Raw genomic sequence first — 26,719 nt, 5'->3', positions numbered from 1 at the left:
CCACCCGTCCTGCTCGATGTCGGAAGTGCGCGGCCCATGTGGGCCGCGCACTCCGATTCTATGGGCGCACCGGCAGGTGGCCCGGTACGTTCAGCGGTCACCGCATCACCGGGTCACCGGTGCCCACGTCCTGCTCTCGCCGGCCGCCAGTGCGGCGTCGTACAGCTGGTGGGTACGAGCCGCCTCCAGCGGGGTCGCGGCGCCGAACCGGTCGCCCAGCTCGCCGGCGCGCTCGGCCAGGTACACCGCCCACATCTGCAGGATGGCGTCGGAGAAGCCCGTCTCGAAGATGCCGCCGGTGACCGTCGGCCACACCGACTGGCTTCCGACCTCGATGGCCGTCCAGCCCTGCTCGCGCCCGACGCCTGGCACCTCGCCGACGCTCAGGATCTCGACGCGCTTCGGATTGGAGGTCGCGAATCGCACGCCGCCGGTCTTGCCAACCACCTCGAACACCCACGTGTTCTTGTTGCCGGGAGCGATGCGCTTGGTCTCGACCGTAATCGGGAAGCGCCCGGTCCCGTCCTCGACCCATCCCCACACCGTCGCGTTCTCCCACGTGTCGCACACTTCCGGCTCGCCGGTGGGGCCGGGCCGCTGCGGCACGAGGTTCTGGAGGGCGGCCGTGAGCGAATCAGGCACCCAGCCCAGCCGGAGCGGGACGTGCCACGCGTGCATGCCGAGATCGTTCATGACGCCCGCCTCGCCGCAGTACTTCGCCTGCCGCTTCCAGTTGATCGGCTTGTGCTCGTCCAGGTCGCTGGAATGCAGGAAGGCGCTTCTGACCTCGATGATCTGCCCGGCCGCACCAGAGCGCACGTAGTCGATCGCGCGCTGCGCGCCGGGGAAGAACGGCATCTCGCTCGAACACCGCACGAAGCTCTCAGGGTGCTCATCGAGCGCGCGGAGGATCGCGGCGGCGGCGGCCGAGTCGATCCCGAAGGGCTTCTCGGCGAGGAGGTCCTTGCCTGCGCGGATGACGTCCGTGTAGATCTGTTCGTGCAGATCGTGCCGCACGGCGACATAGACGACGTCCACCTCCGGGTTCGCGAGCAGTTCCGCGTAATCGGTGGTGGTCTGGGTGACGGAGTCGATCTGGTCGAACCAGGCGAGAGCCGCTGGATTGATGTCGCAGACCGCCGTCAGACGCGGCCGCACCGGGTGGTCGACGAGCGCGGGCCAGCGTTGGATGGCGGCGGCGATCTCGCGGCCCATCAGGCCGCCGCCGATGATCCCGATCCCCACCCTCTGTGCCGTCATCGTGCGACCTCCTCGAGCGTCGCGGCGGCCGAGTCGACCGAGGCGCCCTCGTGGAGGATCCGCATGAGCGCGGCGGTGATTCCTGCGGGGTTCGTGTGCTGGACGATGTTCCGCCCGTACACGATGCCCGACGCGCCTGCGTCGAGCACCCGTGCGGTGCGCTCGAGCAGGGTGCGGTCGTCGACGCGGCCGCCGCCGCGGACCAGCACGGGAACGCCGTCGGCGACCTCGATCACGCGGGAGTAGGCGGACAGGTCGTCGGCGGGGTCGGCCTTGATCAGGTCGGCCCCGAGCTCGACCGCCTGGCGGACGAGCGTCACGATCTTGTCGATGTCGCCGTCGACCGAGTATCCGCCGGCCCGAGAATTGTCCTGCATGACGAGGGGCTCGATCATGAGCGGCATCCCATAGCGGGTGGCCTCCTCGCGGAGAGCCATGATCGATCGGATGTTCGCCTCGCGGATCTCGGGGTGGCCGGGCAGCTGCATGAGGTTCACGCACACCGCCACGGCGTCGAGGCGCACGGCCTCCTCGATCGCGTTCGGCACGTGATGGCTGAAGATGTGCGAGTCGAGGGGATTGCCGTAGACGTTGGCGACATCCGTGCGCATGACCAGCGAAGGCTTGTCCTTGCCGGGGCGGGCCTGCAGCTTGCGAGCCTGGCCCAGGGTCAGCTGGATGGCATCGGGGGCGGCCCCGACGAGGACGTCGATCACGTGCGACATGCTCTCGATGCCGTCGATGAAGCTCGACTCTCCGAAGAAGCCATGGTCGACGGCAACGTCGAGCGCTCGCCCGGAGAGGGGATTGAACAACCGGTTCAAACGGTAGGGCGTCACTGCGATAACTCCTTCACAACCTGCCCGGGGCTTTCCCGAGGCTCACGACATGTGACAGAGTAGTGCGAAGAAACAACGTTGTCTATCGCATCGTGAAAGGAGTCCGCGTGCGCAGAGTTGCGATCGCAGGACATATCTGTGTGGACCTGAGTCCTGGCCTGGGAGCGCCCGCCGTCGTCGAGCCGGGAGGTCTCGTCGACGTCGGGCCGCTGACCATCGGCGTGGGCGGCTGCGTCGCGAACACGGCTCGGGCGATGGTGCGTCTCGGTCACCCGGTGACCGTCTATGCGACCGTCGGCGACGACGACCTCGGCGACGTCGTACGTCGCGGACTGACCGGCTCCGATCTCATCGACGCGCACGTGCGCGTCGTGCCGATCGCCACGTCGTACTCCCTCGTCATCGAGCAACCCGGGGTCGACCGCGTGTTCTGGCATCACCTCGGCGCCAACGCAGTCGTGGACGGCACCGACATCGTTCTCGACGACCTCGATCTACTGCACATCGGGTACCCCTCCCTGCTTCCGCGCCTGGTGGCGGAGGGCGGGGCCGCGCTCTCCGCCCTGCTGGCCGCGGCGAAGGCGGCGGGCGTGACGACCTCGATCGACCTGGCCGTCGTCGATCCCGACTCGGCAGCGGGTGCAGTGGACTGGCGCGCGCTGCTGCGCTCCATCGCACCCGGGATCGACATCCTCACGCCGAGCCTCGACGACCTCACCTCCGCGTTCGGGCTCCCGCGTGTGCTCGACCTCGACCTCGCCGAGCAGCTCGCCGACGAGCTCGTCTCGTGGGGTGTCGGCGTCGTCGCGGTCTCGTGCGGCTCGCTCGGAGTCGCCCTGCGAACCTCCGGAGAGTCGCGACTTCACACCGCCGGGCGGGCACTGGCGCCGCTCGCGGGGGAGTGGGCGGACGTCTCGCTCCGCGGTCCCGCCACCCCGCTGACGACGCTCCGGACGACCAACGGGGCGGGCGACGCGTCCACCGCCGGCCTTCTGCACGCGGTGTCTCAGGGTGCTGGGCCGGCGCTGGCTCTCCAGACGGCGGCGGCGAGCTCGGCCGCCCAGATCTCCGCCATGCCCGCGGAGGAGACCGCCTTCGATGCGGACGCGCATCGCCCGTGGGTTCTCGAGACGAACCGCCCGCCGGCGCGGTTCTATCGCGGAGGCGCTCAGATCGCCGCCTTCCGAGGCCTCCCCGACGCACCCGAGTACACGCCGGAGGACTGGGTCGGGTCCACAGTGAGCGTGCGGGGGCAGGAGGAGCACGGGCGAGCCGTACTCTCGAACGGCCGGTCGGTCGATGAAGCCGTCCGGTCCGCTCCGCGGGAGTGGCTCGGCCACGGCCACGTAGAGCGGTTCGGCGCCGACCCCAAGCTCCTCGTCAAGCTCCTCGACGCCGGACAGCGGCTTCCGGCGCATGTGCACCCCGACGCCGAGTTCGCGCATCGGGCCGTCGACGCCGCCCACGGCAAGGCGGAGGCCTGGCACATCCTGAAGGGGGGGAGCGTGCATCTCGGGTTCACGGAGAAGGTCGGCCGCGAGCGACTGGGCGAGTTGGTCGCTTCCCAGGACACCGGCACACTGCTCGGGATGATGCATACGGTCGACGTCGCGGCAGGCGACCGCGTCTTCGTGCCGCCGCGACTCGTCCACGCGATCGGGGAGGGCATCCTGCTGGTCGAGGTGCAGGAGCCGGAGGACCTCTCGATCCTCCTCGAATGGCAGGGCTTCGCGATCGACGGCGAGCGGGACGGGCACCTCGGAGTGGGCTTCGACCGGGCACTGGACGCGGTGGACCGGAGCGCACTGGCATCCCGGGAGTTGGAGCGCCTGGTCCGCCGCGCCGGCGACGCGGCCACCGGGCTGCCGAGCGACGCCGACGACTACTTCCGGCTCGAGGCGCAGGATGTTCACGGCGAAGTCGAGCTCGACGAGGGCTTCGCCGTGCTCGTCGTCACGGCCGGCACGGTCACGCTTGCCTCATTCGGCAACGCCGACCTCCCGCTGCGTTCCGGCGACACCGTCCTGGTCCCGGCCGGCGTTCGACGGCCCTCCCTCCGCGGCACGGGCGAGGTGCTGGCGGCGAGGCCGCCGAAGTGAGGGGCGCAGCCTCGCTGGCCGACCTGCGTGCGCAGGGACTGCTGGCGCACGACGACGCCGTCGCGAGCGTCGTAGAACGCGTCGGGCTTCCTGGCTCGGCCGACCATGCCCGCGTGCTCGACGCAGCCGTGGCGGGTGGGCTGCGCTTCGACGTCCTCCCCGCGCGCGGATTCGACATCGGGCGTGCGGAGTTCGCCGGCCTCCCGCTCGGGTGGGTCTCTCCCGTCGCCGACGCCAGACCCCTCGACCGTCCCGCGGGGAGCGCGTGGATCGACCGGTTCACCGGCGGCCTGGTGGCCACGTGCGGTCTGTTGCACATCGGAGCCGCTGATGATGGGCATCCTCTCCACGGCGACATCGGGCACCGGCCGGCCTCGCACGTGCGGGTCGAGCCGACGCGCGGCCGATCGCTCGTGCGGCTGAGCGCGGACGTCGAGAGTGCGTCGGTGTTCGGTCCGTCCGTCCGTCTGGAGCGGACGATCACGAGCGGTCTGCGCGAATCGGGCGACGGATTCGTGCGCATCGAGGACCGTGCCGTCAACACGGGCGCGGTCCCCGTGCCCCTCCGAATCCTGTACCACGTCAACTTCGGTGCCCCGGCCGTCCTCCCCGGCTCCCGTATCTCGGTGGACGCTGCACGGCATGCGTTTCGCGAGCAGGTGGTCGAGGTGCCGGAGTGGAGTCGGATGCCCGACCCGGCTCCCGCGATCGGCGAGGCGGTGATCCTGCACAGCGACCTCGCGCGGTCGGAGGACGGCTGGAGCGTCTGCACGGTGAGCGGGGGGCTGCTCGACATCGAGGTGGGCTGGCGAGCGGACACCCTGCCGTACCTCCACCAGTGGATCCTCCCTACGCGAGGGAGGTGGGCGCTAGGGGTCGAGCCGTCGTCGCACCCTCTCTTCGGCGGAGCGGCCGCGCCCACGGACGGCGACGGACTCGCTCCCGGCGAGGTACGGACATTCGAGCTGATGGTCGCCGTGCGCGCGGCGATCTGATCTCAGGCCGGCGCCGACAGCCATTCCCACTCCCCGGGAGCGAGCGTGAGGTCGACGCCCGCGCCGCCCCCGGTGAACCGGATCGTCGCCTCCTGCACGGAGCCCGTGCCGTTGTAGGCGACGAAGCGGCCGGGCGATCCTGCGCGGCCGGGGTCGGGGTCTGCGTTCAGCACCATGATCTGCGGATTGTCGGACGCGGCCAGCGCATCCCACAGCAGATGCGCCCAGAACAGCCAGCCGGCACCGTAGATCTCCTGCCCGATGGACCCGCCCGAGCGAGTGCCGTCCAGCATCGGCAGCTCCTCGAACGGGATGTGCGGCAGGGCGAAGTCGTGGCGATCCGGGCCGAACGCCGGGAGGAATCCGACGTTGACGCGACGAGCTCGGTCCAGGACGCGGAGGAGTCCGCGCGGGTCGCGTTCGCGATCCACAACGCTCGCGAGGCGCACCGCCACCTCCACATCCTCGAAGAACGCCGGGTAGACGATGCCCGTGCACGCCTGGAACATGCTGAATCGAGCGCCGCGCTCGGCGTCGACGGGCTGCGGGTCGTCGTACCAGTACATGGCGCGAAGAGTCTGCGCCAGGAAGTACTCGCGCAGTTCCGCCCACTCCTCGGCGGGCTCCAGGCGCGCGAGTTCGTCTGCGGCGATCATCGCGTGGGGCGCGAGGACCGCCTCCTGGGGAACATCGTCGATGTGCAGATTGGCGAGCGCGCGCAGTGCGCGTCCAGCCTCCTCGCGATAGCGGCCTGGCTCGGTCTCCGAAACGGCGAGGCTCGTCATCAGCAGCGCGTAGGTGCCCGCCGATCCCGCGTTTCCTCCCGGCCCGAGCTTGGTCAGTCCACGTTTGTCGAACGAGAGCGGGAAGTTGTATCCGACGCGGTGCGCCAGCGGGATGAGCACGGTCTGGATCTCGCTGAGGATTCGCTCGCGGAGCTCCGTCGCACCGTAGAGGTACCACGTGTCGGCCAGCAGGTACACGTACTGCCACATCCCCATCTCGGTCACCTCACGGTGGCGGCCCGAGAGCAGGCGGGAACGCGGGTGGGCGGCTTCGCGGGCGGCGAACGCGTCGAGCCGCTCGGTGAGCGGCCCGAGCTCCGGGCGGGCGCTCGCCGCTCGGAGACGTTGCAGCGGGCGCAGCAGCCACAGGGCGGCGTCGAGGCAGGGTCCGTCCCCGTTCCAGCTCTCGCCCTTGGCGGCGAAGGCGGCGGACCACGCGTCGGAGCGCGCGTCGACGTAGGCGAGCAGATACTCGCCGAGATCGTCTGCGCGCCACGCCAGGCCGTCGGTCATGAGCTCGGCAGCGGCAGACGATGCGGCGGTCGCCCAGGCATCGGGTGAACCGCGCCATTCGTCGATCGGTGTGTCCACCAGTTGGAGGCAATCCGCGACCAGCTGTCGGAGGGCGTCCTGCTCGGTGGGCGAGACGCCGCCGAGATCGTCTCGTCGGCGGGCAGCGACGTACCAGCGGAGCACGTGGCGCCCGGCCGGAAACGACCGAAGCCGGGCCGGGGCCGTGCCGATGAAGCCGAACTCTGCTGCGGGCTCAGGTCGGAAAGTCCGTATGACGCCGCAGCCGTACTCGTAGAGGCGGAGCGCGGAGTCGTCGCCGAACCAGGTGGAGGCGCCGAGGTCGACGAACATCTCGATCTCGCAGCGGCGGTACGGATCGAAGTGGTACGCGGCCGGGAAGTCGTTGCCCCCTGCGCTCCGATTCCAGGTCGATGGCCCGGATACGTTCGTCGTGAACCAGAAGTGGTTGCCGCGTTCGTAGGGCGGGAGCGCTCCAAGATCGAGCCTGATGCCCGGCTGGGGTGCGCTGTGGCCGATCTCGAAGCCGGCGGAGTCGATGTCGAGCTCGAAGGCCAGCCACCCCGCGACCGTGGTCACCGTCAGCTGCCACGTGAAGGGCCGGTTTGTGCCGACGCCGCTCAGCGCCGCAGCGTGTTCCTCCGCGGTGGCCGAAAGCGTCGTCAGTGCGAAGGCGTCTCCGGAGAGCAGTGGCGACGGCACGGTCGATTGCGACCAGTCTCCTGCGGCCGTGGAAACGTCGACCGAGATCATCGTCGCTCCGGCTTCCGGGGAGAGCGCGACTCGGAAGCCTCCGGCAGGTGAAGTGATGTGCATAGCATTCTCCGATGGATTGGACAACGTTGTCTTAACTCCGGCGATGACCATGAGTGCGGACTCGAGATCCTCTTGATCTCTCGGCGCGCATCGCTCATGCTAGTGATGAAACAACGTTATCTCAACGAGGAGGAACGCACGTGGGCGACGCATTCACCCGACGGACATTCATCGCGGGGGCCGCATCTGTCGCGGTACTCGGTGCTGTGGCGGCACAGCGGCCGGTCGCCGCGTACGCAGCGACGACATCGGTCAGCTTCGACGACTACGACCTGCACCGTTTCGGGCATCTCGATTGGCAGCTCCTGAACGCGCGCTCGGTCGACGCGTCGGGGCACGTGACGGGTTTCACCTACGGGTCCGGAACTGGTCCCGGCCAACGTCCGGACCAGCACGGCGTGACCTGGCCGGTGCCCGCGTACTACGACGCGGCCCTCGGCAGCGGAGGCTACGCGGCCGTGTCGGCGTGGCCGATGCAGGCGCTGGCTCTCTACGCGGTCGCGAAGTCCGGCTGGGAGACCAGCGGTTGGAACGTGTACCAGGACATGGCCGAGGGTGCGGCCTGCGTCGACGACGCCGCACGCGCTGCGATCGCTCTGACCACGGACTACCTCCGCAACGGCACGCCCGCGTCGCTCACGGCGGCCAGAGCGCTCCTGACGTTCACGTGCCACCTCACCACGATGGAGGGCAAGGTGTACAACTTCGCCTGGCTCGACGCGCCGGCGATCTACACGTGGGATCCGGCGGTGCAAGGCCAGAACGCGCACTACATGTACCGCACGGAGTTCAACCGCCGGACGGCGTACCCGACCGCGCCGGGAGGCGACCGCAGCCTGTGGATGCGGTCGGCGCCCGGAGCGTGCGATCCCGCCGACCCCGCGATCATCACCAGCGGCGGAGTTCCCGTCCCGGCTCCTCCCTTCGTCTCCCACCCGGCCTACTCGGTCTACATGGACGACCTCGTCGCGACCAGCGGCAGCGACGTGGCGGCGGTCTACAACGGTCCGCTCTACTCCGACGCGACGAGCGGACCGACCTCGTATCTGACGAACATCAAGAAGGACTGGACCACCAGCACCCACAACCTGGGCGCCAAGGACGCGCGCCAACTCTGGGCGCTGGCGATGGGCCTCCAGATGATGCAGAAGGTCAAGGCGACCAGTCCAGGCGGGGTGTTCACCAGCGACGACGCCTTCTTCGCGGCGTTCCTGGAGAACCACCTGAATCGAGTCCTCACGAACTGCCTCCAATACGACATGGGTACCCTCGACACCCGGCTGGCGAGCTTCTTCCTCGCCGGGCTGAGCGAGTACTTCCGCATCCGGTGGATCGGGGCGGGCTACGGGACGTACTCGCCGCTGGCCACGACGACCAACGGCTACGACGGACCGCCGGCCCAGTCCGCTGTGTACGCGAAGATCGATCAGGCGATCAATCGCGTGATCGCGACGCAGTTCGTCGGTTCGTCGGGCGACTGGCGGAACGGCATCTTCATCGACGACGCTGCCAGCGGCAACTGGCAGGCGTGGGGCCAAGTGCAGATCTACGCGCTAGCGCGCGCTTACCGGCTCAAGCGCGACCTGGGACAGACCGACGCGGCTCTGGGGAGCTTCCTCGACATCATCAGCTACTCCGCCGACAACTTCTACGGCATGCAGGCGTACCACTACGCCGACACCACGGGCAACAATCGGCGCACGCGCGAGCGGATCCCGAGCATCACCGGTTGGGCGGCGACGTTCCAGACGAACGATACGCAGATCGTTTACCACAACTCCTCGATCGTCGCCGGGCTCGTCGAACTCGCCAAGGCCTGGGAGCAGTCGGGTCGGACGACGGCCATCACTCGGCGGGACGGTTACCTGGAGCAGGCACGAGCGGTCGCCTCCTGGTTCATCGGGAACAACTCGCTGATCGACAACAGTCCGAACATCACGTGGCCGATGTGGGCGGCGAAGTCGGCCGATTCGGCGTCCACCCCTGGCGGCTCCGGGGCGTTCCTGGACCAGATCGCGGTGAACCCCGTCCTGTCCGGCGGCGCCTGCACCACGTCGACTCCCGCACGCAAGGCTGACGCGGGAGGGGAGTCGACCGCGGAAGGGTTGTGGGCGATGGTCCTCATCAAGGACGCGATCGCGACATACGGGCTCTCGCCGGTGTATTCGTTCGACCTCTGACATGCATGCGATCTGCCGCCGGGGAGCACCAGGGGCGCCTGCACAGACAGATCCAGCCTCGGCTACACCTACTCGGCTGCGTCGTTCCCTGCCGCGCCACCCGACCGGTCGCCCGCGAACGCCAGTGGATCGTCCAGCGCGTCGTCCTGCGCAGCGAACATGGCGCCGACAAGCGCCGCGTCGGCGCCCAGTTCGCCTTCGATCATGACCGGCCCGACGGGATTGCGCGGCTCGGAGATGAGGTGCCTCGCCAGGGGCGATGCCGATCCCGTCAGGATCACCGCCTCCGGCGCGAGTAGCGCGCCGAGGAGATCGCTGAAGTCGCGGAGCCGTGTGCGCGTGTCGTCGATAGCGCTCGACACCCGCTCCTCTCCGGTCGCGGCTCGCTGGTCGAGCTCGGCCGAGTAGGCGGCCGAGGGCATGCCCGCCAGGCGGTCGGCATCGCCGAGTCGAGCGGCGATCGACTGCAGGGAGGCGTAGAGCTCGACACAGCCGTGAAGTCCGCAGATGCAGAGTGGGCCGCTCGGGTCGACGGGGGTGTGGCCGAAGCCGGGAGCGTTCCTGCTGCCTCGCAGGAGCTTGCCGTCGATGATGGCGCTGCCGCCCAGACCGCGGCCGAGCAGCACGACCGCCGCGTTCGCGTATCCGCGCGCCGCACCCACTCGCTTCTCGCCGAGCGTGGCGAGGCTTCCGTCGTTCCCCACGCTGGCCCGGCGGAACCCGGCCGTGCGAAGCGGTGCGAGCAGTTGCCGGAGGGGGAGGAGGTTCCAATCGAGCTCGTTCGCGCCGATGCGGTCACCGATCGCGGCGCCGGGGTAGGAGATCACCATGCTGGGCTGACGCGAGCCGGGCGGGCGGTCGCCGACCACGGTTCGTGCGAGTTCTGCCAGAGTCGCGGCGGCGGCATCGATACTCCACGGGATCGCGCTGGTACGCGACTCGGACCTCACGATCCTGCCGGCGAGCGTGGCGGAGCGTACGTCGATCGCCGACCGGGTGATGCGTGCAGCGAGCAGGTCGACGCCGCGATCGACGAGCGCAAGCGTCCGACGCGGCCGACCGCGTCCTCCGGCGGAGGCGGCGGCATCGTCGATCACTTCCGCCTCGACGAGCGCGTTGACGAGGGAGCTCACAGCGCCGAGCGCCAGGCCGGTGCGTTCGGAGACGTCGCTCAGGTGGACGCCGGGGTTGTCCCGAACCAGGTGTGCCACACGGCGGAGGTTGCGGCGACGCAGATCCGACAGCTCGCTCGAGCTTTCCGTCGTGGGCATGCCGGCTCCCTCTTGCTTTTAATTTCGTTCTCTGAAAATAATAGTGCGTCACACCACCCGATGTGATTCCCACGCCATGCCACTGACAGTGAGGTCACCATGTCCGACCCTATCCAGCCGACGGCCACGGCGCCCGCCGCCGCTGACGCACCACCCGCCAAGATCGTCGGAGGCGCTCGGTTCCTGAGCTCCTTCTTCCTCGCGAACGCCGGCATGTACGCCGTGTTCCAGGGGATGCAGCAGATCGTCCTGCCGAGCCAGATCGCCGCCATCGACGACGGCGGCAAGGTCGGCGCGTACGGCGTCCTGGCCTCCGTCGGCGCGCTCGCCGCTGCGATCGGCAACCCGGTCTTCGGGTCGCTCTCCGACCGGACCAGGAGCCGTTTCGGCCGTCGAGCGCCGTGGCTGCTCATCAGCGCCGTGATCGCCGTGCTGCTGCTGGCCCTCCTCGGCGGGATGACCGAGCTGTTCTGGCTCGCGGCGGCCTACGTCGGCGTGATGCTCACGATGAGCGCCTTCCAGGCGGTCATCACAGCGGTGATGCCCGACCGCGTGCCCGAGAATCGCCGCGGTCTCGCGTCCTCCGTCATGGGCATCGCCGCCACGGTCGGCGTCATCTACGGCCTCAACGTCGCACCGTTCTTCGTCGACCGGCCGGTGCTGGCCTACCTGGTCATCTCCGCACTCCTGATCGTCGGAACGCTGCTGCTGGTCTTCCTCGCCCCGGACCCGACGGCGGGCCGCGCGGTCGAGGCCGACGCCACCACCCGCGAGCGCCAGTCGATCAAGACCTTCTTCTCCGGCCTCGCCGACCATGACTTCTCGTGGGCGTTCTGGGCACGGGTCGCCATCATGATCGGCTACTGGACGATCGCCACCTACCAGCTCTACACGCTCACCGACTACATCGGGGCGAAGAACCTGCCAGGCGGCAACACCGCGGGCGCCGTCGCGCTGCTCGGGACGATCAACATGGGCGCGACCTTCGTGACGACCCTGATCGCGGGCCCGCTCTCCGACAGGATCGGCCGGCGCAAGATCTTCGTGATCATCTCGTCGTTCGGTGTCGCGGCGGGTGCCCTGATCCCCGTGTTCGCCCCGACGTTCGGCGGGATGGTCGCCTACTCGATCGTCGCCGGCCTCTCGTTCGGCGTCTACAGCGCCGTCGACCAGGCGATCATGACGCTCGTGCTGCCGCGCGCCGAGAACAACGCGCGCGACCTCGGCCTCCTCAACGTCGCGACCACCGGTCCGCAGATCGCGGGACCGTTCATCGCCGCGCTCGTCATCACCGCCTTCAGCGGCTACGCGCCGCTCTTCGTGTTCGCGGCCGTCGCCGCCGCGCTCTCCGCGTTCTTCATCATCCCGATCAGAAAGGTCCGCTGACATGCCCTACTTCGAGATCCACACCGACTCCGGCGCCCTACGCGGGATGGACGACGGTGACGTACGGAGCCTCCTCGGAGTGCCGTACGGCGCCAGCACCGGCGGCGCCAACCGCTTCCGCGCGCCGCAGCCGGTCGAGCCCTGGTCGGGGGTGCGCGACGCGCTCGCGTTCGGTCCCTCGGCGCCGCAGGTCGACACGCGCACGCACGCCTCCGCCAACGGGCCACGGACCCTCGCGCTCCTGTACCCCCGCGGCGGCTGGCCCGTGGAGGCCGGGAGCACGGACGAGGACTGCCTCCGCCTCAACGTGTGGGCGCCGTCCGACCGCTCGCTCGAGGGACTTCCGGTGCTCGTCTGGCTGCACGGCGGCGGCTTCACCCACGGGTCCGGCAACGAGATGACCTTCAACGGCGACGTCCTCGCCCGGGCGGGTGGAATGGTGGTCGTCACCGTCACCCATCGGCTCGGCATCCTCGGCTTCCTCGACCTCCGCGACCGCGGCCTGGCCGACTCGGCCGACGCCGGCATGCTCGACATCGTCGCGGCGCTGCAGTGGGTGCAGCGCAACATCGGGGAGGTCGGCGGCGACCCGGAACGCGTGACGGTCTGCGGCCAGTCCGGCGGCAGCGTCAAGGTGGCGACCTTGCACGGGATGCCCGCCGCGAAGGACCTCTTCACGCGTGCGGTCATGATGAGCGGCCCGTTCACGACTGCCGTGCCCGCCGCCGCGAGCGAGCAGGTTCGCGACCGCGCGCTGTCGCTGCTCGTCGGACCCGCGACGGTCGACGAACTCCGCACCCTGCCTGTCGACGCCCTCCTCGACGCGCAGGCCGTGATCCTCGCCCAGGGCGCCGCCGCGCGCTTCGGCGCGGGCGCGCTGGACAGCCTCCCGGGCTTCGCGCCGTCGATCGACTCGGTGCACCTGCCGGCCGACCCGTTCGCCGACCCCGAGTTGAGCGACGGAAAGGAGCTCATGATCGGTTGGACTGCGCACGAGGCCGGGCTGCTGCTCGTCGACGACGAGACGTACACGACGGGCCTGACGCCAGCACAGGCGGTCCGGCTCCTCGACGAGGACGAGCCCGGGGAGGGTGAGCGTCTCTACGGCCGCCTCTCCGCCCAGCATCCCGCGGAGCCTCCGCACCTGCTCTGGTCGCGACGCATCAGCGAACGCATCTTCCGCGACCCGGCCGTGGCGCTCGTCGAACGCCTGGCGAGCGACGGCAAGCAGGTCTGGACGTATCAGTTCGATCAGACCACAGAAGTCCTCGGCGGCCTGTTGGGCGCGTGCCACAGCCTCGACCTGTCCTACGTGTTCGGAACAGTCGACCGCATCCCGCTCACCGGTCGGGATCCGCGCCGCATCGATGTCTCGCGCGACATGATGGCCGCGTGGGCGGCGTTCGCCCACTCCGGAAACCCCGGTTGGGAGGCATGGGCCGCCGGCAACGCGCCCCACCGCTTCGGCGGTGACGCCGATGGTGTCCACGACATCGACATCGCGGCGCCGGTGCGCGCCCTGATCGCCCGTTAGCCGCTGTCGGGGCGGCCCTGGAGGCCGTCGCACCGTGCCGTTGGGTCTCGGCTCAGCGGCACGGTGCTTCCGGCCGGGCTGCTTGAGCGCCTCGACCGCTGGCGGCGCCCGGCGTCACCGCTGCTCGCCAGAAGCACCTCGGGGCGTCGCCGTGGAGTACGCGAGGAGCCCGACGAGACCGAACCGTAGGCCGCCGCCGCCGGAGCATCATCAGGTGCTAGCGTCGCCCGCATGACTGTCACCTCCCTCCTCGACCTACGCTTTGCGGCCGACCACCTCGAAGACGGGCCTCTGGCGCTGCATGACATCCTCGCGGACACGCGCGCATTCGACGGCTGCCTGGGCGTGCGGGTCGTCACGGACGTCACCGATCCCGCACACGTGCTGGCGGTCGAGCGCTGGGAGTCCCTCGAGCATGACGACGCCTACCGCGCCTGGCGGGCCGGGCCCGGCGCATCGGGCCTGGTCGACTACTTGGCTGAGCCGCCCACGCTGACACGGTTCACCGACGCCGATTCGCTCTGACTCCGCGGATCGTCGCGACGCCTCTGTTCGTGCCTCATGATCCGCGCAGGAATCGCGGCCGTCGCCGACCTCCTCCGCTGAGCCGGCCATCCCGACGTCTCTGACCGCAGGGGCCTCTCCGGTGCGTAGGCTTGATGAGTGAGTGAGCATGAGGGCGCACCGCCGGCGGCGGACGGGGCGGTCGTCGGCCCGTGCGCGATCTGGCCGGCCGACAGCGCTTTCATCCGTGAGGTGCTCGACCGGATCGGTGACAAGTGGACCGTTCTCGTGATCAGCACGCTGGGCGATCGCGCGCTCCGCTATTCCGATCTGCTGGCGAGCATTCCCGGGATCTCGCAGCGGATGCTGACGCTCACCCTCAAGGCGCTCGAGCGGGACGGGCTGTTGGTGCGGCAGGCGTACGCGGAGATGCCGCCCCGCGTGGAGTATGAACTGACCGATCTCGGGAGGTCGCTGCAGGAGGCGGTGCTCCAGTTGGCGCAGTGGGCGGCGGGGAACCACGGAGCGGTCGCCTCGAACCGGGCGTTGCATGACCGGATCGGGGTCGGCCGGGCGAAGTCTGCCGCTGGGGGTTCTCGCCCGGCCGAGTGAGCGGTCCGCTACCTTTCCACGACGAGTTCGTGGACGGCGCGTGTGGTGTGCAGGTCCCAGTAGAGTGGCGCGATCTCGGACGGGGACATGCTCGGGACATGGTTGTCCGCGGGTGCGTCATCGGTGACCCACACGCCGATGGCGACGTGGGCCAGGTGGACGCCGGTCGCGTCGCTCGTCAGGGCGGAGCCGAGGTTGAGGGCCCAGTTGCGCAGCGCCGCACCGCCGGCGGTGACGTTGCCGAACATCGGCACCGGCCGCACGGATCCCGCGCCGGTGGTGACGATGATCGTGCCGCTCCCGGCGTCGAGCATCGCGGGGAGGACGGCCTCGACCGCGGTCATGCCGCCGTAGAGGTAGTACTCGATCTGCGGTTGCACGTTCTCCGGCGTCGTCTGGCGGATGTCGACGGGTGCCAGAGGACCGGCCGATGCGTCGGCCGGTGAGTACTCCAGGACGTCGATGGAGCCGAAGTGCTCGGTGGCGGCGGTCAGTGCTGCGGTTAGGCTGGGTCGGTCGGTGACATCCGCGGTGAAACCAGTGGCGGTGATTCCCTCGGCTTCTAGATCGGCCGCCAGCTTGTCGAGTTTGTCGCGGTTGCGGGAGACCAGCGCGACGCTGAACCCTTCCCGCCCGAACGTGCGGGCGATGGCCATACCGAGGCCGGGGCCGGCGCCGACGATTGCGATGGTGGGCATGTACTACTCCTCTTCTCTTGCTGCCGGACGGGCGGCGAGGTCGAGCGCTTCGCGATACCCGGCCTCCGACTGCGCGCCCGCGGCCGCGAATCTGTCATCGAACACGACGAAGGGGACACCGGTCACACCGAGTCGCCGCCCCTCCTCGGAGTCTGCCCGCACCGCGTCCGAGTAGTCGTCCGACGCGAGCACCTGGCGGACCTCCTCACCGGGCAGGCCGGCCTCGACCGCTGCGCCGACGAGGGCTTCGCCATCGAACGGGTTCAGAGAACCGGCGAAGAGTCCGTCCTGGACACGGGAGAAGAACGAGTCCGCACGACCGAGTGTCGCGGCGAGGTGCAGGACTCGGTGGAAGTCGAACGTGTTCGCGTTGGGACGGTCGAGGTCGAACGGGAGTCCTTCCTGCCGTGCGAGGCGCTGGATGCGTTGTTCCGCCTGCACCACCACGGCAGCGTCGCCGCCGTGCGACCGTATGAACGCCTGCTCGATCGTCTCCGGTGTCCGCGGAGCGTCCGGGTTGAGCTCGAACGATCGCAGCCGGATCGTGAACCGTTCGGCGTCGGGTCTGCTCTGGACGGCTCGCGTCAGGCGGTGCTTGCCGAGGTAGCACCACGGGCATGCCAGGTCGGCCCACACGTCGATGACTATGGGAGTCGTATCGGCGGTGGGAGGGGCTTCACGTTGCATCATCAACCTCACTGATCGTGCGTGATGACATCATCGAACGTGACGGACACGCGTACAAAAGGCACGTCGAGGTGCCTTTTGCGACAGTGGCCCCGACGCGTGCCCGGTCATCCCTTCCCCTTCGAACGGGGATCACACGCGCTCGTTTCCAGCGGATTAATTCTGGAGCGAATGGCGATTTGATCTTGTGTGCCGGGAGGCTGATGAGCACAATGATCTGTAGAACAGAATCGTGATCTGTAATACCGAACTTACCTCCCGAATTCTCTCTCTGAAAGGCGACAGCCCATGACGCGCGTAGTACACAAACATCGGCTGCGAGCAGCAGCCGGCCTGGTCCTGGTCGTTGCTCTCGGGCTGGCCGGATGCTCGACCACCGGCTCGGCGAACGACACTTCCTCTGCCGCGAGCACGACGCTCACGGTCGGCGCGTCGTCGGGCATCCCTCAGCTGAACCCCGCCATCCGAACCTTCGCATTCGAGGAGACCCTGTTTCCGCTGCTCTGGACGGGGCTGACGAAGTGGGACGCGGCCGGCAAGCTCCAGCCCGACCTGGCCACGAGCTGGACAAGTGACACCGACGCCACCTCGTGGACCTTCACCCTCAAGTCCGGCGCGAAGTTCTCCGACGGCTCGGCCCTCGACGCCCAGGCCGTGGTGGACACCTTCGACTACTACCTGAACCCGTCGACGGCGACGCAGGAGTCGAACAAGCTGGCCACGATCTCCGCGGTCGCTGCCGTCGACCCGACCACCGTGCGGTTCACGCTCAAGGCGCCGAACGCGTTCCTCCCCGAGTCGATCACGGGCGTGCGGCTGATCAAGGTGAGCGATCTCGCCGACATCAACTCCAAGCCCGTCACCTCCGGCCCGTACACCGTGTCGGCCTTCACGCCGGACAGCACGGTGACCATGGTGAAGAACCCCGACTATTGGGGCAGCCCGGCCAAGGTGAAGGAGATCACCCTGGTCAAGACAGCGGATTCCACGTCGGCGACCACGAGCATCCGCTCGGGCGACATCAACGTGCTGGCCGGTCTCGCGCTGTCCGACGTGTCCTCGCTCACGGCCGACAGCTCGGTGAAGCTCATCAAGCCTGAGACGCTCAGCCAGGCGGTGACGTGGGAGGTCGACCAGACCAGTGCTCCGTTCGACAAGCTCGCCGCACGGCAGGCGCTCGCCTACGCGACCGACCGCGCGACGATCCTCAAGACGGCGTACTACGGACAGGGTGTCGTCTCGCAGACGAACACGATGCTCGCGCCCAACAATCCCTTCCACTCGAGCGACTTGCGGACGTACCCGTACGACCTCGCCAAGGCGAAGACGCTCTTCGCTCAGGCCGGCGTGACCGATGGTTCGACGTTGACCTGGTGGAGCGCGTCCGCCTTCCCCGAGCAGGCCGCGGCCGGGCAGATCCTGCAGGCATCGCTTGCGAAGATCGGCATCAAGCTCGACATCCAGACGAACGACACCGCGACGTGGGCCGCCAAGTTCTACCCAGCGGGCAAGAGCTACCCGGGCTACATCGTCGCGAACTACCAGTCGACGCCCGCCTCGCCCGCGTTCTCGATGAACTTCCTGCTCTCGGGTCGCTGCGAGTGCAACTGGAACAGTGCGGAGTACGACAAGGCGTTCGCCTCGGCGATCGCGACGACGGACGCCAAGGCACAGCAGTCGTACTGGGATGCTGCGCAGAAGCTCGAGAACGAGGACGTGCCGCTGATCACGCCCGTCATCTCGGCTCCCGTCGCGGCGACCTCCTCGAAGGTCTCCGGCGTCTGGCTCGAGGGCGGTGGACAGTTGCACCTCGAAGGCGCGAGCATCAAGTAGCTCTACCGGCCATCGGCCGGGCTTCTGCGGGGCGGGTGCCCTCCTGGCACACGCCCCGCAGAGCACCCATCCCCCTCGACGCCGCAGCGTCCGCACGACACGGCATCGTCGACACGAGACCGCTGCGTCGACACGACACCGCCGCGTCGATCCGACAGCAGCGCCGACACAACCAGAGGAGACGAGATGGCCAGAGCAGTCCTCTCCCGCATCGGGTGGAGTCTCGTCATCGTGCTTGCCAGCACGGTGCTTGTCTTCGTGATTCTGCGGGTCCTTCCCGGCGACCCTGTGCTCGCCCGGCTCGGGGCGAGCACGCAGGTCGACCACGCGACACTGCAGCACCTCAGGGAGCAGGCGGGCCTGACCGGACCGCTGTATCAGCAGTACTTCACGTGGCTGTTCCACGCCCTCGGCGGCAACCTCGGTTCGTCCTACTTCAGCCAGCAGCCCGTCACCGACCTCATCGTCGCGCGGCTGCCCGTGACGCTCGAGGTCACCGCGATCGCCGTGCTGTTCACCCTGATCATCTCCATTCCGCTCGCGGTCTGGGCGGCGGCGCGACCGAACTCGCCGGTGAACCGCATCATCGGCCTCGCCACGTCGGTGGGCATGGCGGTTCCGGTGTTCATCATCGGTATCGTCCTCATCCTCTTCTTCTCGCTCGGGCTGCATGCTCTGCCGGCTCGCGGCTACGTCGCCTTCAGCGTCGACCCGGCGCAGAACCTGACCCTGATGTTCTTGCCGGCGCTCACCTTGGCGCTCGTCGCCTCGCCTCAGCTCGCCCGATTCCTGCGGGCATCGATGCTCGACCTCTGGCAGGCGGACTTCGTGCGCACCGCCGAAGGGAAGGGCGCCCCGAACCGCGTGGTCGTGGTGCGGCACATCCTGCGGAATGCACTCGTGCCGTTCCTCACCCGGCTCGGCGTGATCGTCGGATACACGCTCGGCGGGGTGGTGGTCGTCGAGTACATGTTCGGCTTGCCCGGCCTCGGTTCGCTGGCGATCGACTCTGCGAACAAGAGGGACTACGCCGTGCTGCAGGGCGTCGTGCTCGTGATCGTCGTGCTGTTCATCCTGACGACCCTGGTCGTCGACCTCGTGCATCGGCTCGTCGATCCGCGACTTCGGAAGGAGGCAGCGCGTGGCTAGTGTCTCTGCACCTCTGACGCGCTCGACAGGCTCGCGCGTGCGACGTTTCGTCGGCCGCATCCCGGCTTCGGGATGGGTGGTGATCGCGATCGTGCTGCTGTGCTTCATCGGGCCGCTCGTGATGCCGTTCGGGCCGAACGACCTCGGGGTGGGCGGCCCCTTCGAGGCGCCGAGCGCAGCGCACTGGTTCGGCACCGACGACCTCGGTCGCGATCTGCTCGTGCGGGTGCTGGCCGGTGGTCAGATCTCGCTGACGGTCGGTATCGGCGCAACCGCGCTCAGCCTCATCGTTGGCCTGATCTGGGGGACGACCGCTGCAGCATACGGCGGCTGGGTCGACACCGTGCTCATGCGCACCGGCGACGCGGTGATGGCGATTCCGCAGATTCTGTTCGCGCTGGTCTGCGTCGCCGCCTTCCACCCCAGCGTCCTCTCGATGACTCTCGTGATCGGGCTGCTGCTCGCGCCGACGACGGCCCGGCTCGTTCGCAGCACGGCGGTGTCCGAGCTCACCAGCGACTACGTGACGGCCGCCCGGGCCACCGGAGCGGGCCGGGGGCGCATCATCTCGGTCGAAGTGCTGCCCAACATCGTGCCGCCGGTGCTCGTGCAGGCGGCGACCAACCTGGTCGAGGCGATCATGCTCGAGGCGACGTTGAGCTTCGTGGGCCTCGGCATCCAACCGCCGGATGCCTCCTGGGGAACGCTGCTGCTGCAGGGCTACGCGAAGATGTACAACTCGATCTGGTTCATGGCGTTCCCGGCGGCGGCCATCATCGTGACACTCGTCGCGCTCACTCTGCTGAGTGAGCGGCTCGGCGCGATGTTCGATCTGAAGGAGGTGGGCGAATGACCGGGAATCCGGCAGTCTCCGTTCGCGATCTGGTCGTCTCGGTACCGACCAGAACGGGCGCACGCGACCTCGTCGACGGGATCTCGTTCGACGTTCTGCCCGGCCGGGTACTCGGGATCGTCGGTGAGTCGGGAAGCGGCAAGTCGCTGACGGCGCTCAGCCTGATGCGCCTGCACCGCGCGCCCGTCGCCATCCGCTCCGGCTCGATCACCGTCGCAGGAGACGACGTGCTCGCGATGAGTCGCGCGAGGTTGAACCGCTATCGCGGCACGTCGGCGGCCATGATCTACCAGAATCCGATGTCGTCGCTGAATCCCGTCATGACGGTCGGCGCGCAGGTCGCCGAGGCGGTGCGGCTGCACTCGAAGCTCGGCAGGGCCGCAGCGCGGACGGCGGTCGAAGAGCTGTTCGCCGCGGTGGGCATCGACCGGCCCGCCGAGCGCTACGACCTCTATCCCTTCGAGATGTCGGGCGGAATGCTGCAGCGCGTCGTCATCGCGATGGCGATGAGCGGGAGCCCGTCGCTGTTGATCGCCGATGAGGCGACCACCGCCCTCGATGTCACCACGCAGGCGACGGTGCTCGATCTGCTGCGCTCACTCGTCGGCGAGCGACAGATGGCCATGGTCTTCATCACCCACGACCTGGCTGTGGCTTCGGAGTTCTGCGACGACATCCAGGTGATGTTCGCCGGCCGAATCGTCGAGCGGGGCACCGCCGAGGAGATCTTCACGAACCCGCTGCACCCCTATACCCAGGGCTTGGTGGGCTCGCTGTGCACGCTCGACATGCCGCTCGACCGCCCGATCACGACGATGCCGGCCGACATCAGGCTGCTGAGCGAGACCGTCGCGCCCATCGACCACGCCACTCTGGGAGCCCGCGCATGACCACGACATCCCACTCCGAACCGGTCATCGTCGCCGACGACCTGCAGTTGACCTTCACCCAGGGCAAACGGACGACCCGGGCCATGGACCATGTCAGTTTCACCGTCGAGCGCGGGACCACCCTCGCCCTCGTCGGTCAGTCGGGCAGCGGCAAGACGACGACGGCCCGCACCGTTCTCGGGCTTCAGCGCCCGGACAGTGGAGTGGTCCGGGTCTGCGGCCAGGACGTTCACGCGCTGAAGCGGACCGAACTGCAAAAGCTTTGGCGCCGCATCCAGGTCGTACTGCAAGACCCGTTCGGTCAGCTGAACCGCCGGCACACCGTGCAGCGCATCATCGAGGGGCCGATGGTCGCACACGGATACCTCGACACAGCCGGTCGCGCGCGGCGAGCGGCTGAGCTGGGCGATGCCGTCGGCTTGACCGTCGCGCAGCTCGGCCGCAAGCCGCAGGAGTTGTCGGGCGGTCAGTGCCAGCGTGTCGCGATCGCGCGCGCCCTCGCGGTGAACCCCGAGGTGGTGGTTCTCGACGAGGCCGTATCGGCGCTCGACGTCTCCGTGCGCGCTCAGATCCTGAATCTGCTCAGCCGGCTGCAGCGCGACATCGGGCTCACCTATCTGTTCATCACTCACGACCTGGCCGTCGCCCGATACATGTCGCACAACATCGCGGTCATGAACGCGGGGCGCATCGTCGAGTACGCCCCGCGCGAGCAGCTGTTCGCCAGTCCGCGCGATCCGTACACCCGGGCGCTGCTCGCGGCCATCCCTCAGGGCATCGATCGAAAGGGCCCTGCCGATGTATGAGTCCTCCGCCCCGGTGCTTCGGGACGCCCGTCCGAGCTTCACCTCGTTCACCCCGCGCGAATCCGCGATCGTCGTGGGCACCGCGATCGTCGACATCACGCCCCCGGTGGGAATCCGCGCGCACAACTGGGGTGCCGCACGTATCGGTCACGCCACGGGAGTGCACCGCCCGCTGACGGCGAGTGCGCTCGCCCTGCGCGACACCGCGTCCGGCACCTGGCGGTACATCGTGACAGCCGACCTGGGCTGGTGGCAGAGCATCGGCGTGTACGCCGGGGTGTTCGACCCGATCGTCGCGGCGCTCGGCGCGACGGACGAGACTCTGCTGCTGCATCTCATCCATACGCATGCCGGTCCCTCGCTCGCCGAGGGAGACCTGGGTCTGCCCGGCAGCGAGCTGGTGGAGCCCTACCGCGAACGCCTCGTCGAGCAGATCGTCGAGGCATGCCGGACGGCGCGGGCCACCGCGGCCCCGCAGGTCGTCACGTGGGAATACGGGCACTGCGACCTGGCGGTGAATCGCGACTTCCCCTGTGGCGACCGGGAGGTGCTCGCCTTCAATCCCTCCCGCGCTGCGGACGACACGGTCGCCGTCGGCCGTATCTCCGACTCGTCGGGTGCCGTCACGGGCGTGCTGGTCAACTACGCCTGTCACCCGACCACCCTGGCGCACGAGAACTCCCTGCTCTCTCCCGACTTCATCGGCGCGACGCGCGAGCTCGTGGAACGGGTCACCGGGGCACCGTGCTTCTTCTTCCAGGGCGCCTCCGGTGACCTCTCGCCGCGCGAGCAGTACACGCCGGGCACCGACCTCGCCGACCGGCACGGCCGGTCGCTGGGCCACGCCGTGCTCTCGACCCTCGAGACGATGTCGGCTCCGTCGACGCGACTCGAGTTCGCGGGCATCGTCGAGTCCGGCGCGCCCCTCGGCATCTGGCACGCCGAACCCGCGGAGCCCAACCCCGACCTGGTCTTCCTCTCGGGCAGCGTCGAATTGGAATGCCGCCCCGTCGTCAGTGCCGCCGAGCTCGCCGAACGGTGGGCGGGGATCGACCCGCTCGCGGCCCAGGAGCGGATCGCGCGTTCCGAACGGCTCGCCGACGGCTATCGCGCCGGACTGACCGCAGAGCACCCGGTGTGGGTGTGGCAACTGGGCGACGCCGTGTTCGTCGCACAACCCGGGGAGGCGTTCTCGAAGCTGCAGCTCGAACTGCGCGAACGCTTCGCCGACCGGATGATCATGGTGCTCAACCTCACGAACGGACCAGGATTCATGTACCTTCCCCCCGCCGAGACCTACGACGCCGACTCCTCCTACCAGGTGTGGCAGACCCTGCTCGCTCGCGGAGGGCTCGAGCGCGTGATCGCCTTCGCCTCCGATCTCATCGAGGCGCTGCCCGCCCCGCGCCCGGTGCTCGCATGACGGCCGCGAGCGGGCCCTCGACGAAGGCCGCGAACGACAGCACGAAGGTCGCCGTCGTCACCGGCGCCGCGGGCGGCATCGGTCGTGCGATCGCCGACGATCTCGCCGCGCACGGCTGGGCGCTGGTGCTGGTCGACACCGACGAGGCCGCGCTGCGCGCGGCCGAAGAGCGACTGGGGCGTCTCACGCGATCCGCAGTCGTGACCGGCGACGTCGCCGAGCGCGCGACCCACGTGCGAGCCGCCGACGCCGCAGCGACGCTCGGCGTCCTCGTCGGTTGGGTCAACTGCGCCGGCATCACCATTCGGGAGCCCTTGCACGCCGTCACGGCGGAGGTCGCTCAACGGCTGGTCGGCGTCAACCAGTTCGGCACCCTGTGGGGTACGAGCGTGGCGATCGGGCGGATGCTCGACGCTCGAGCCGACGCAGCCGACGCAGCCGACGCAGCGGGCGGCCACGGCACCGGCGGCGCGATCGTCAACATGTCGTCCGTGCACGCGACCCGTTCGTACGCCGAGTTCGGCGTGTACGAAATGACCAAGGCGGCTGTCGAGGCGTTGACCCGCAACGCCGCCGTCGCCTACGGCGCCCAGGGCATCCGCGTCAATGCCGTGGCTCCGGGCGCGGTGATGACACCCGCTCTCGCTTCTTCGTTCGCTTCGGCACCCGACCCCGAAGGCGCCCGGCGCGATCTCGCCGACAAGAGCGCGCTCGGCCGCATAGCGGACGCGAGCGAAGTCGCGTCCGTCGTACGGTTCCTGCTCTCCGACGACGCGTCGTATGTCACCGGCCAGTCGATTCGGATCGACGGCGGGTGGGCATCCATTCTCGGTCGAGACTCGACCGACCCGAGCAGACGGCGCACCGCGGGAGGTTCCGAATGACGTTCAGAAGCAGAGCGTGGTTCGACGGCGACGACGAAGTGGCGATGTCGCACCGCGTCGCCCTTCGCCTCGACGACGCCGACCGCGGCAAACCCGTCGTGGGCATCGCCGACACCGCCAGCGCGCTGAACCCGTGCAACATCGGATTCGCTCGGCTCATCCCCGAGATCGAGCGCGGGATCCGCGACGCCGGGGGAGTGCCCGCCCGCTTTCCCGTGATGTCGCTCGGCGAAGACCTCATGAAGCCGAGCGCGATGCTGTACCGCAACCTCGTGGCGATCGAGCTCGAAGAGACCGTGCGCGCGAACCCGCTCGACGGGGTCGTGTACCTCGCCAACTGCGACAAGAGCGTGCCCGCGTCGATCATGGCGGCCGTCACGACGAACCTCCCCTCTCTGCTGCTGCTCGGCGGAGCCCGCGCCGCGCCGCTGTTCGACGGCAAGCCGCTGGGAACCGGCACCGATCTCTGGCGGGCGCTCGACGAGCGCAGAGCCGGGCGGATGGACGACGCGCAGTGGCGCGCCCTCGAACGCACCCTCTCCTGCGCGGGTCCCGGAGCGTGCAACACGATGGGGACGGCGTCGACGATGGCCATTCTCACCGAGGTGGTCGGCATGAGCCTGCCGGGAACGGCTGGACTGTCCGCCGTGGGCGACGAGCTCACGGTCACCGCCTACCGGACGGGAGTGGCGGTGACGGAGGCGGTGCTCGCCGACGAGCGGCCGGCGTCGCGTCTGACGCAGGTCTCGCTCGACAACGCGATCCGCGCCCTGGCCGCCGTCGCGGGTTCGACGAATGCGGTCATCCATCTGGCGGCGATCGCCGGCCGGCTCGGCCTGGAGGCAGGGTTGGCCCGCATGGATGCTCTCTGGCGCGACATCGATCTCCTGGCCGACGTCGAGCCGAGCGGAGCCGGCCTCATCCACGACTTCCGCCGAGACGGCGGGGTTCCGGCGCTCGCCGCGGCGATGGGGGACCAGTTCGATACGACGGCCCTGGCGGGCGACGGTCGGGCCTGGAGTGAGATCACGGCGTCCGCCCCTGCGCCGACCGGCGTGATCCACTCGCGCACGAGCCCGGTGGCGACGGGGCCGACTCTGGCCGCCGTCTTCGGCTCGCTCGCGCCGACCGGCGCCGTCATCAAGACGGCCGCCGCCTCACCGGGCCTGCTCACCCACACCGGCCGCGCGCTCGTGTTCGACGACTACGCCGACATGCGCGAGCGGTTGGACGATGAATCCCTCGTCGTCACCGCAGAGGACGTCATCGTGGTCCGCACGTGCGGCCCGGTCGGCGTTCCCGGCATGCCGGAGTGGGGAATGGCGCCGATTCCCCGGCGCCTCGTCGAGCAGGGCGTCACCGACATGGTGCGCATCAGCGATGGGCGCATGAGCGGGACCAGCTTCGGCACCGTCGTCTTGCACGTCTCGCCGGAGTCGGCGGTCGGCGGCCCGCTGGCGTTGGTGCACGACGGCGACCCGATCGAGCTCGATGTGCCGTCGCGCCGGCTTTCGCTTCTCGTCGGGGAGGACGAACTCGCCCGCCGCCGCGCCGACTGGCGACCGGCACCGACCCGGCATCTCCGCGGCTGGCCGAGACTCTACGCCGAGCGGGTGCTGCAGGCTCCCGACGGCTGCGATCTCGACTTCCTGGCGGCGCCGCTGCCCGAGACCAGACCCTTCATCGAGCCGGTCGTCGGCCGCTCGTGAACACCTCAATGAATGGAGCAAAGACCATGACACAGCCCACGCCGATTCGGGGAGTGCTGCCCGTGGTGCAAACACTGTTCGACGAAACGGGAGCTATCGACACGACAGCCATGGTCGGCGAGCTCAACTGGATTCTCGACCAGGGAGTCGCCGGGCTCACGACGGGCATGGTCAGCGAGATCCTCCGCCTGACGGAGGGGGAGCGGCGCGAACTCAGCGAAGTCGTCGTCGGGGTCGCCCGCGATCGCGGAGCCATGAGCGTCGTGAGCGCGGGAGCCGAGAGCACACGGACAGCGGTCGCGCACGCACGGCACGCCGAGTCGATCGGCGCCGACGCGATCATGGCGATTCCGCCGATCTCCGTGGCTCTCGACGACACAGAGACGTTCGAGTACTTCGCGGCGATCGCCGACGCGACCTCCATCGGATTGGTCGTTCAGGACGCCAGCGGATACGTCGGCCGGCCGCTGAGCATCGACGTGCAGGTCGAGCTCTTCGAGCGCTACCGCGATCGCATCTACTTCAAGCCGGAGGCCGCGCCGATCGGACCCCGGCTGTCGGAGCTGCGCGATGCCACCGGAGGCGAAGCTCGCGCTTTCGAGGGTTCGGGTGGCGCGGCCTTGATCGACAGCTACCGGCGCGGAATCGTCGGCACCATGCCCGGCGCCGAAGTGTGCTGGGGAATCCAGCGCATGTGGAGGGCGGTGACGGAGGGCGATTGGTCCGTGGCCTATGCGATCAGCGGGCCGCTGAACGCCATGGTCAGCCTGCAGACGAGCATCGACACCTACGTCGCAATCGAGAAGCACCTGCTGGTGCGTCAGGGGGTCATCACCTCGGGAGCGGCGCGGCGGCCGCTCAGCTTCATGATCGATGACGAGACGCGCGCCGAGGTCGATCGGCTGTTCGACCAGCTGAAGCTCGTCGCGCTGGAGCTTGCGTGACACCGTCCGCTCGCGCATCGCGGCGACGCCG

Annotated in this window: 22 protein-coding genes; 16 read left to right on the top strand and 6 right to left on the bottom strand. The window is 69.1% G+C overall.

Going from position 1 to position 26,719, the window contains the following annotated elements; translation table 11 throughout:
• Positions 1–105: 105 nt before the first annotated feature.
• Positions 106–1,260 (bottom strand): Gfo/Idh/MocA family protein, encoded by a 1,155-nt coding sequence (locus KNO15_RS15250; protein WP_241704626.1) that lies wholly within the window; start codon positions 1,258–1,260, stop codon positions 106–108.
• Positions 1,257–2,099, bottom strand: coding sequence for a class I fructose-bisphosphate aldolase (locus KNO15_RS15245; protein ID WP_241704625.1), 843 nt, complete (start codon positions 2,097–2,099; stop codon positions 1,257–1,259). The genes KNO15_RS15250 and KNO15_RS15245 overlap by 4 nt, the downstream gene beginning before the upstream one ends.
• Positions 2,100–2,239: 140 nt before the next feature.
• On the opposite strand from KNO15_RS15245, the gene KNO15_RS15240 reads away from it, so the two are divergent.
• Both KNO15_RS15240 and KNO15_RS15235 read left to right on the top strand, forming a co-directional pair.
• Positions 2,240–4,198, top strand: a complete 1,959-nt coding sequence (locus KNO15_RS15240; protein WP_241704624.1) for a PfkB family carbohydrate kinase — start codon at positions 2,240–2,242, stop codon at positions 4,196–4,198.
• Entirely contained in the window at positions 4,195–5,193 is a 999-nt protein-coding gene (locus KNO15_RS15235) for a DUF4432 family protein (protein ID WP_241704623.1), read from the top strand. Before KNO15_RS15240 ends, KNO15_RS15235 begins: the two co-directional genes overlap by 4 nt.
• A gap of 2 nt (positions 5,194–5,195) precedes the next feature.
• On the opposite strand, the gene KNO15_RS15230 is transcribed toward KNO15_RS15235, so the two are convergent.
• Positions 5,196–7,325, bottom strand: a complete 2,130-nt coding sequence (locus KNO15_RS15230) for a hypothetical protein (RefSeq protein WP_241704622.1) — start codon at positions 7,323–7,325, stop codon at positions 5,196–5,198.
• A gap of 140 nt (positions 7,326–7,465) precedes the next feature.
• Between KNO15_RS15230 and KNO15_RS15225 the strand changes: the two genes are divergently transcribed.
• Entirely contained in the window at positions 7,466–9,505 is a 2,040-nt protein-coding gene (locus tag KNO15_RS15225) for a hypothetical protein (protein WP_241704621.1), read from the top strand.
• A gap of 68 nt (positions 9,506–9,573) precedes the next feature.
• Here the strand turns inward: KNO15_RS15225 and KNO15_RS15220 are convergent, their stop codons facing one another.
• On the bottom strand, positions 9,574–10,776 hold the full coding sequence (locus KNO15_RS15220; protein WP_241704620.1) for an ROK family transcriptional regulator: 1,203 nt from the start codon (positions 10,774–10,776) through the stop codon (positions 9,574–9,576).
• A 99-nt stretch (positions 10,777–10,875) separates the two neighbouring features.
• Here KNO15_RS15220 and KNO15_RS15215 point away from each other — a divergent pair, with 99 nt between their 5' ends.
• From KNO15_RS15215 to KNO15_RS15200, 4 genes are all read left to right on the top strand, one after another.
• Positions 10,876–12,162, top strand: coding sequence for an MFS transporter (locus tag KNO15_RS15215; RefSeq protein WP_241704619.1), 1,287 nt, complete (start codon positions 10,876–10,878; stop codon positions 12,160–12,162).
• Position 12,163: 1 nt separating this feature from the next.
• Positions 12,164–13,696 (top strand): carboxylesterase/lipase family protein, encoded by a 1,533-nt coding sequence (locus KNO15_RS15210; protein ID WP_241704618.1) that lies wholly within the window; start codon positions 12,164–12,166, stop codon positions 13,694–13,696.
• Between the two features lie 231 nt (positions 13,697–13,927).
• A complete protein-coding gene (locus KNO15_RS15205; RefSeq protein WP_241704617.1) occupies positions 13,928–14,221 on the top strand; it encodes a putative quinol monooxygenase in 294 nt (97 codons plus the stop codon).
• A gap of 138 nt (positions 14,222–14,359) precedes the next feature.
• A complete protein-coding gene (locus KNO15_RS15200) occupies positions 14,360–14,812 on the top strand; it encodes a winged helix-turn-helix transcriptional regulator (protein ID WP_241704616.1) in 453 nt (150 codons plus the stop codon).
• A gap of 8 nt (positions 14,813–14,820) precedes the next feature.
• Here KNO15_RS15200 and KNO15_RS15195 read toward each other — a convergent pair whose 3' ends face one another.
• Both KNO15_RS15195 and KNO15_RS15190 read right to left on the bottom strand, forming a co-directional pair.
• Positions 14,821–15,510, bottom strand: a complete 690-nt coding sequence (locus KNO15_RS15195) for an SDR family NAD(P)-dependent oxidoreductase (RefSeq protein ID WP_241704615.1) — start codon at positions 15,508–15,510, stop codon at positions 14,821–14,823.
• Positions 15,511–15,513: 3 nt separating this feature from the next.
• A complete protein-coding gene (locus tag KNO15_RS15190; RefSeq protein ID WP_241704614.1) occupies positions 15,514–16,200 on the bottom strand; it encodes a DsbA family oxidoreductase in 687 nt (228 codons plus the stop codon).
• Positions 16,201–16,485: 285 nt separating this feature from the next.
• Between KNO15_RS15190 and KNO15_RS15185 the strand changes: the two genes are divergently transcribed.
• The 9 genes from KNO15_RS15185 (at position 16,486) to KNO15_RS15145 (ending at position 26,688) form a co-directional block, all read left to right on the top strand.
• Positions 16,486–18,030 carry an ABC transporter substrate-binding protein gene (locus KNO15_RS15185; protein WP_241704613.1) on the top strand — a complete coding sequence of 515 codons (1,545 nt, stop codon included), beginning with the start codon at positions 16,486–16,488 and terminating at the stop codon, positions 18,028–18,030.
• Between the two features lie 186 nt (positions 18,031–18,216).
• Positions 18,217–19,179: an ABC transporter permease gene (locus tag KNO15_RS15180; RefSeq protein WP_241704612.1), complete on the top strand. Its 963-nt coding sequence runs from the start codon at positions 18,217–18,219 to the stop codon at positions 19,177–19,179.
• The gene (locus KNO15_RS22915) at positions 19,172–20,032 is read left to right on the top strand and encodes an ABC transporter permease (protein ID WP_241704611.1); all 861 of its coding nucleotides are present in this window, start codon (positions 19,172–19,174) and stop codon (positions 20,030–20,032) included. Before KNO15_RS15180 ends, KNO15_RS22915 begins: the two co-directional genes overlap by 8 nt.
• Positions 20,029–20,922, top strand: a complete 894-nt coding sequence (locus KNO15_RS15170) for an ABC transporter ATP-binding protein (RefSeq protein ID WP_241704610.1) — start codon at positions 20,029–20,031, stop codon at positions 20,920–20,922. The genes KNO15_RS22915 and KNO15_RS15170 overlap by 4 nt, the downstream gene beginning before the upstream one ends.
• Entirely contained in the window at positions 20,919–21,728 is an 810-nt protein-coding gene (locus KNO15_RS15165; protein WP_241704609.1) for an ATP-binding cassette domain-containing protein, read from the top strand. Before KNO15_RS15170 ends, KNO15_RS15165 begins: the two co-directional genes overlap by 4 nt.
• Entirely contained in the window at positions 21,721–23,151 is a 1,431-nt protein-coding gene (locus KNO15_RS15160) for a neutral/alkaline non-lysosomal ceramidase N-terminal domain-containing protein (protein ID WP_241704608.1), read from the top strand. The genes KNO15_RS15165 and KNO15_RS15160 overlap by 8 nt, the downstream gene beginning before the upstream one ends.
• Positions 23,148–24,035, top strand: coding sequence for an SDR family NAD(P)-dependent oxidoreductase (locus KNO15_RS15155; protein WP_241704607.1), 888 nt, complete (start codon positions 23,148–23,150; stop codon positions 24,033–24,035). Before KNO15_RS15160 ends, KNO15_RS15155 begins: the two co-directional genes overlap by 4 nt.
• On the top strand, positions 24,032–25,744 hold the full coding sequence (locus KNO15_RS15150) for a dihydroxy-acid dehydratase (protein ID WP_241704606.1): 1,713 nt from the start codon (positions 24,032–24,034) through the stop codon (positions 25,742–25,744). Before KNO15_RS15155 ends, KNO15_RS15150 begins: the two co-directional genes overlap by 4 nt.
• Positions 25,745–25,770: 26 nt before the next feature.
• A complete protein-coding gene (locus tag KNO15_RS15145; protein ID WP_241704605.1) occupies positions 25,771–26,688 on the top strand; it encodes a dihydrodipicolinate synthase family protein in 918 nt (305 codons plus the stop codon).
• The last annotated feature ends 31 nt before the right edge of the window (positions 26,689–26,719 follow it).

Origin of the sequence: Leifsonia shinshuensis (genome assembly GCF_022606355.1) — a bacterium.
GTDB lineage: Bacteria > Actinomycetota > Actinomycetes > Actinomycetales > Microbacteriaceae > Leifsonia > Leifsonia shinshuensis_B.
Note: the sequence above shows the minus strand (reverse complement) of the source record. Positions and strands in the feature narration are given on the sequence as shown.

Bases quoted from the DNA above. Each gene is read 5' to 3' on its own strand.
- KNO15_RS15160 (WP_241704608.1), top strand. From the start codon at position 21,721: ATGTATGAGTCCTCCGCCCCGGTGCTTCGGGACGCCCGTCCGAGCTTC.
- KNO15_RS15155 (WP_241704607.1), top strand. From the start codon at position 23,148: ATGACGGCCGCGAGCGGGCCCTCGACGAAGGCCGCGAACGACAGCACG.
- KNO15_RS15180 (WP_241704612.1), top strand. From the start codon at position 18,217: ATGGCCAGAGCAGTCCTCTCCCGCATCGGGTGGAGTCTCGTCATCGTG.
- KNO15_RS15185 (WP_241704613.1), top strand. From the start codon at position 16,486: ATGACGCGCGTAGTACACAAACATCGGCTGCGAGCAGCAGCCGGCCTG.
- KNO15_RS15215 (WP_241704619.1), top strand. From the start codon at position 10,876: ATGTCCGACCCTATCCAGCCGACGGCCACGGCGCCCGCCGCCGCTGAC.
- KNO15_RS15190 (WP_241704614.1), bottom strand. From the start codon at position 16,200: ATGATGCAACGTGAAGCCCCTCCCACCGCCGATACGACTCCCATAGTC.
- KNO15_RS15170 (WP_241704610.1), top strand. From the start codon at position 20,029: ATGACCGGGAATCCGGCAGTCTCCGTTCGCGATCTGGTCGTCTCGGTA.
- KNO15_RS15165 (WP_241704609.1), top strand. From the start codon at position 20,919: ATGACCACGACATCCCACTCCGAACCGGTCATCGTCGCCGACGACCTG.
- KNO15_RS15230 (WP_241704622.1), bottom strand. From the start codon at position 7,325: ATGCACATCACTTCACCTGCCGGAGGCTTCCGAGTCGCGCTCTCCCCG.
- KNO15_RS15145 (WP_241704605.1), top strand. From the start codon at position 25,771: ATGACACAGCCCACGCCGATTCGGGGAGTGCTGCCCGTGGTGCAAACA.
- KNO15_RS15150 (WP_241704606.1), top strand. From the start codon at position 24,032: ATGACGTTCAGAAGCAGAGCGTGGTTCGACGGCGACGACGAAGTGGCG.
- KNO15_RS15205 (WP_241704617.1), top strand. From the start codon at position 13,928: ATGACTGTCACCTCCCTCCTCGACCTACGCTTTGCGGCCGACCACCTC.
- KNO15_RS15220 (WP_241704620.1), bottom strand. From the start codon at position 10,776: ATGCCCACGACGGAAAGCTCGAGCGAGCTGTCGGATCTGCGTCGCCGC.
- KNO15_RS15210 (WP_241704618.1), top strand. From the start codon at position 12,164: ATGCCCTACTTCGAGATCCACACCGACTCCGGCGCCCTACGCGGGATG.
- KNO15_RS15250 (WP_241704626.1), bottom strand. From the start codon at position 1,260: ATGACGGCACAGAGGGTGGGGATCGGGATCATCGGCGGCGGCCTGATG.
- KNO15_RS15195 (WP_241704615.1), bottom strand. From the start codon at position 15,510: ATGCCCACCATCGCAATCGTCGGCGCCGGCCCCGGCCTCGGTATGGCC.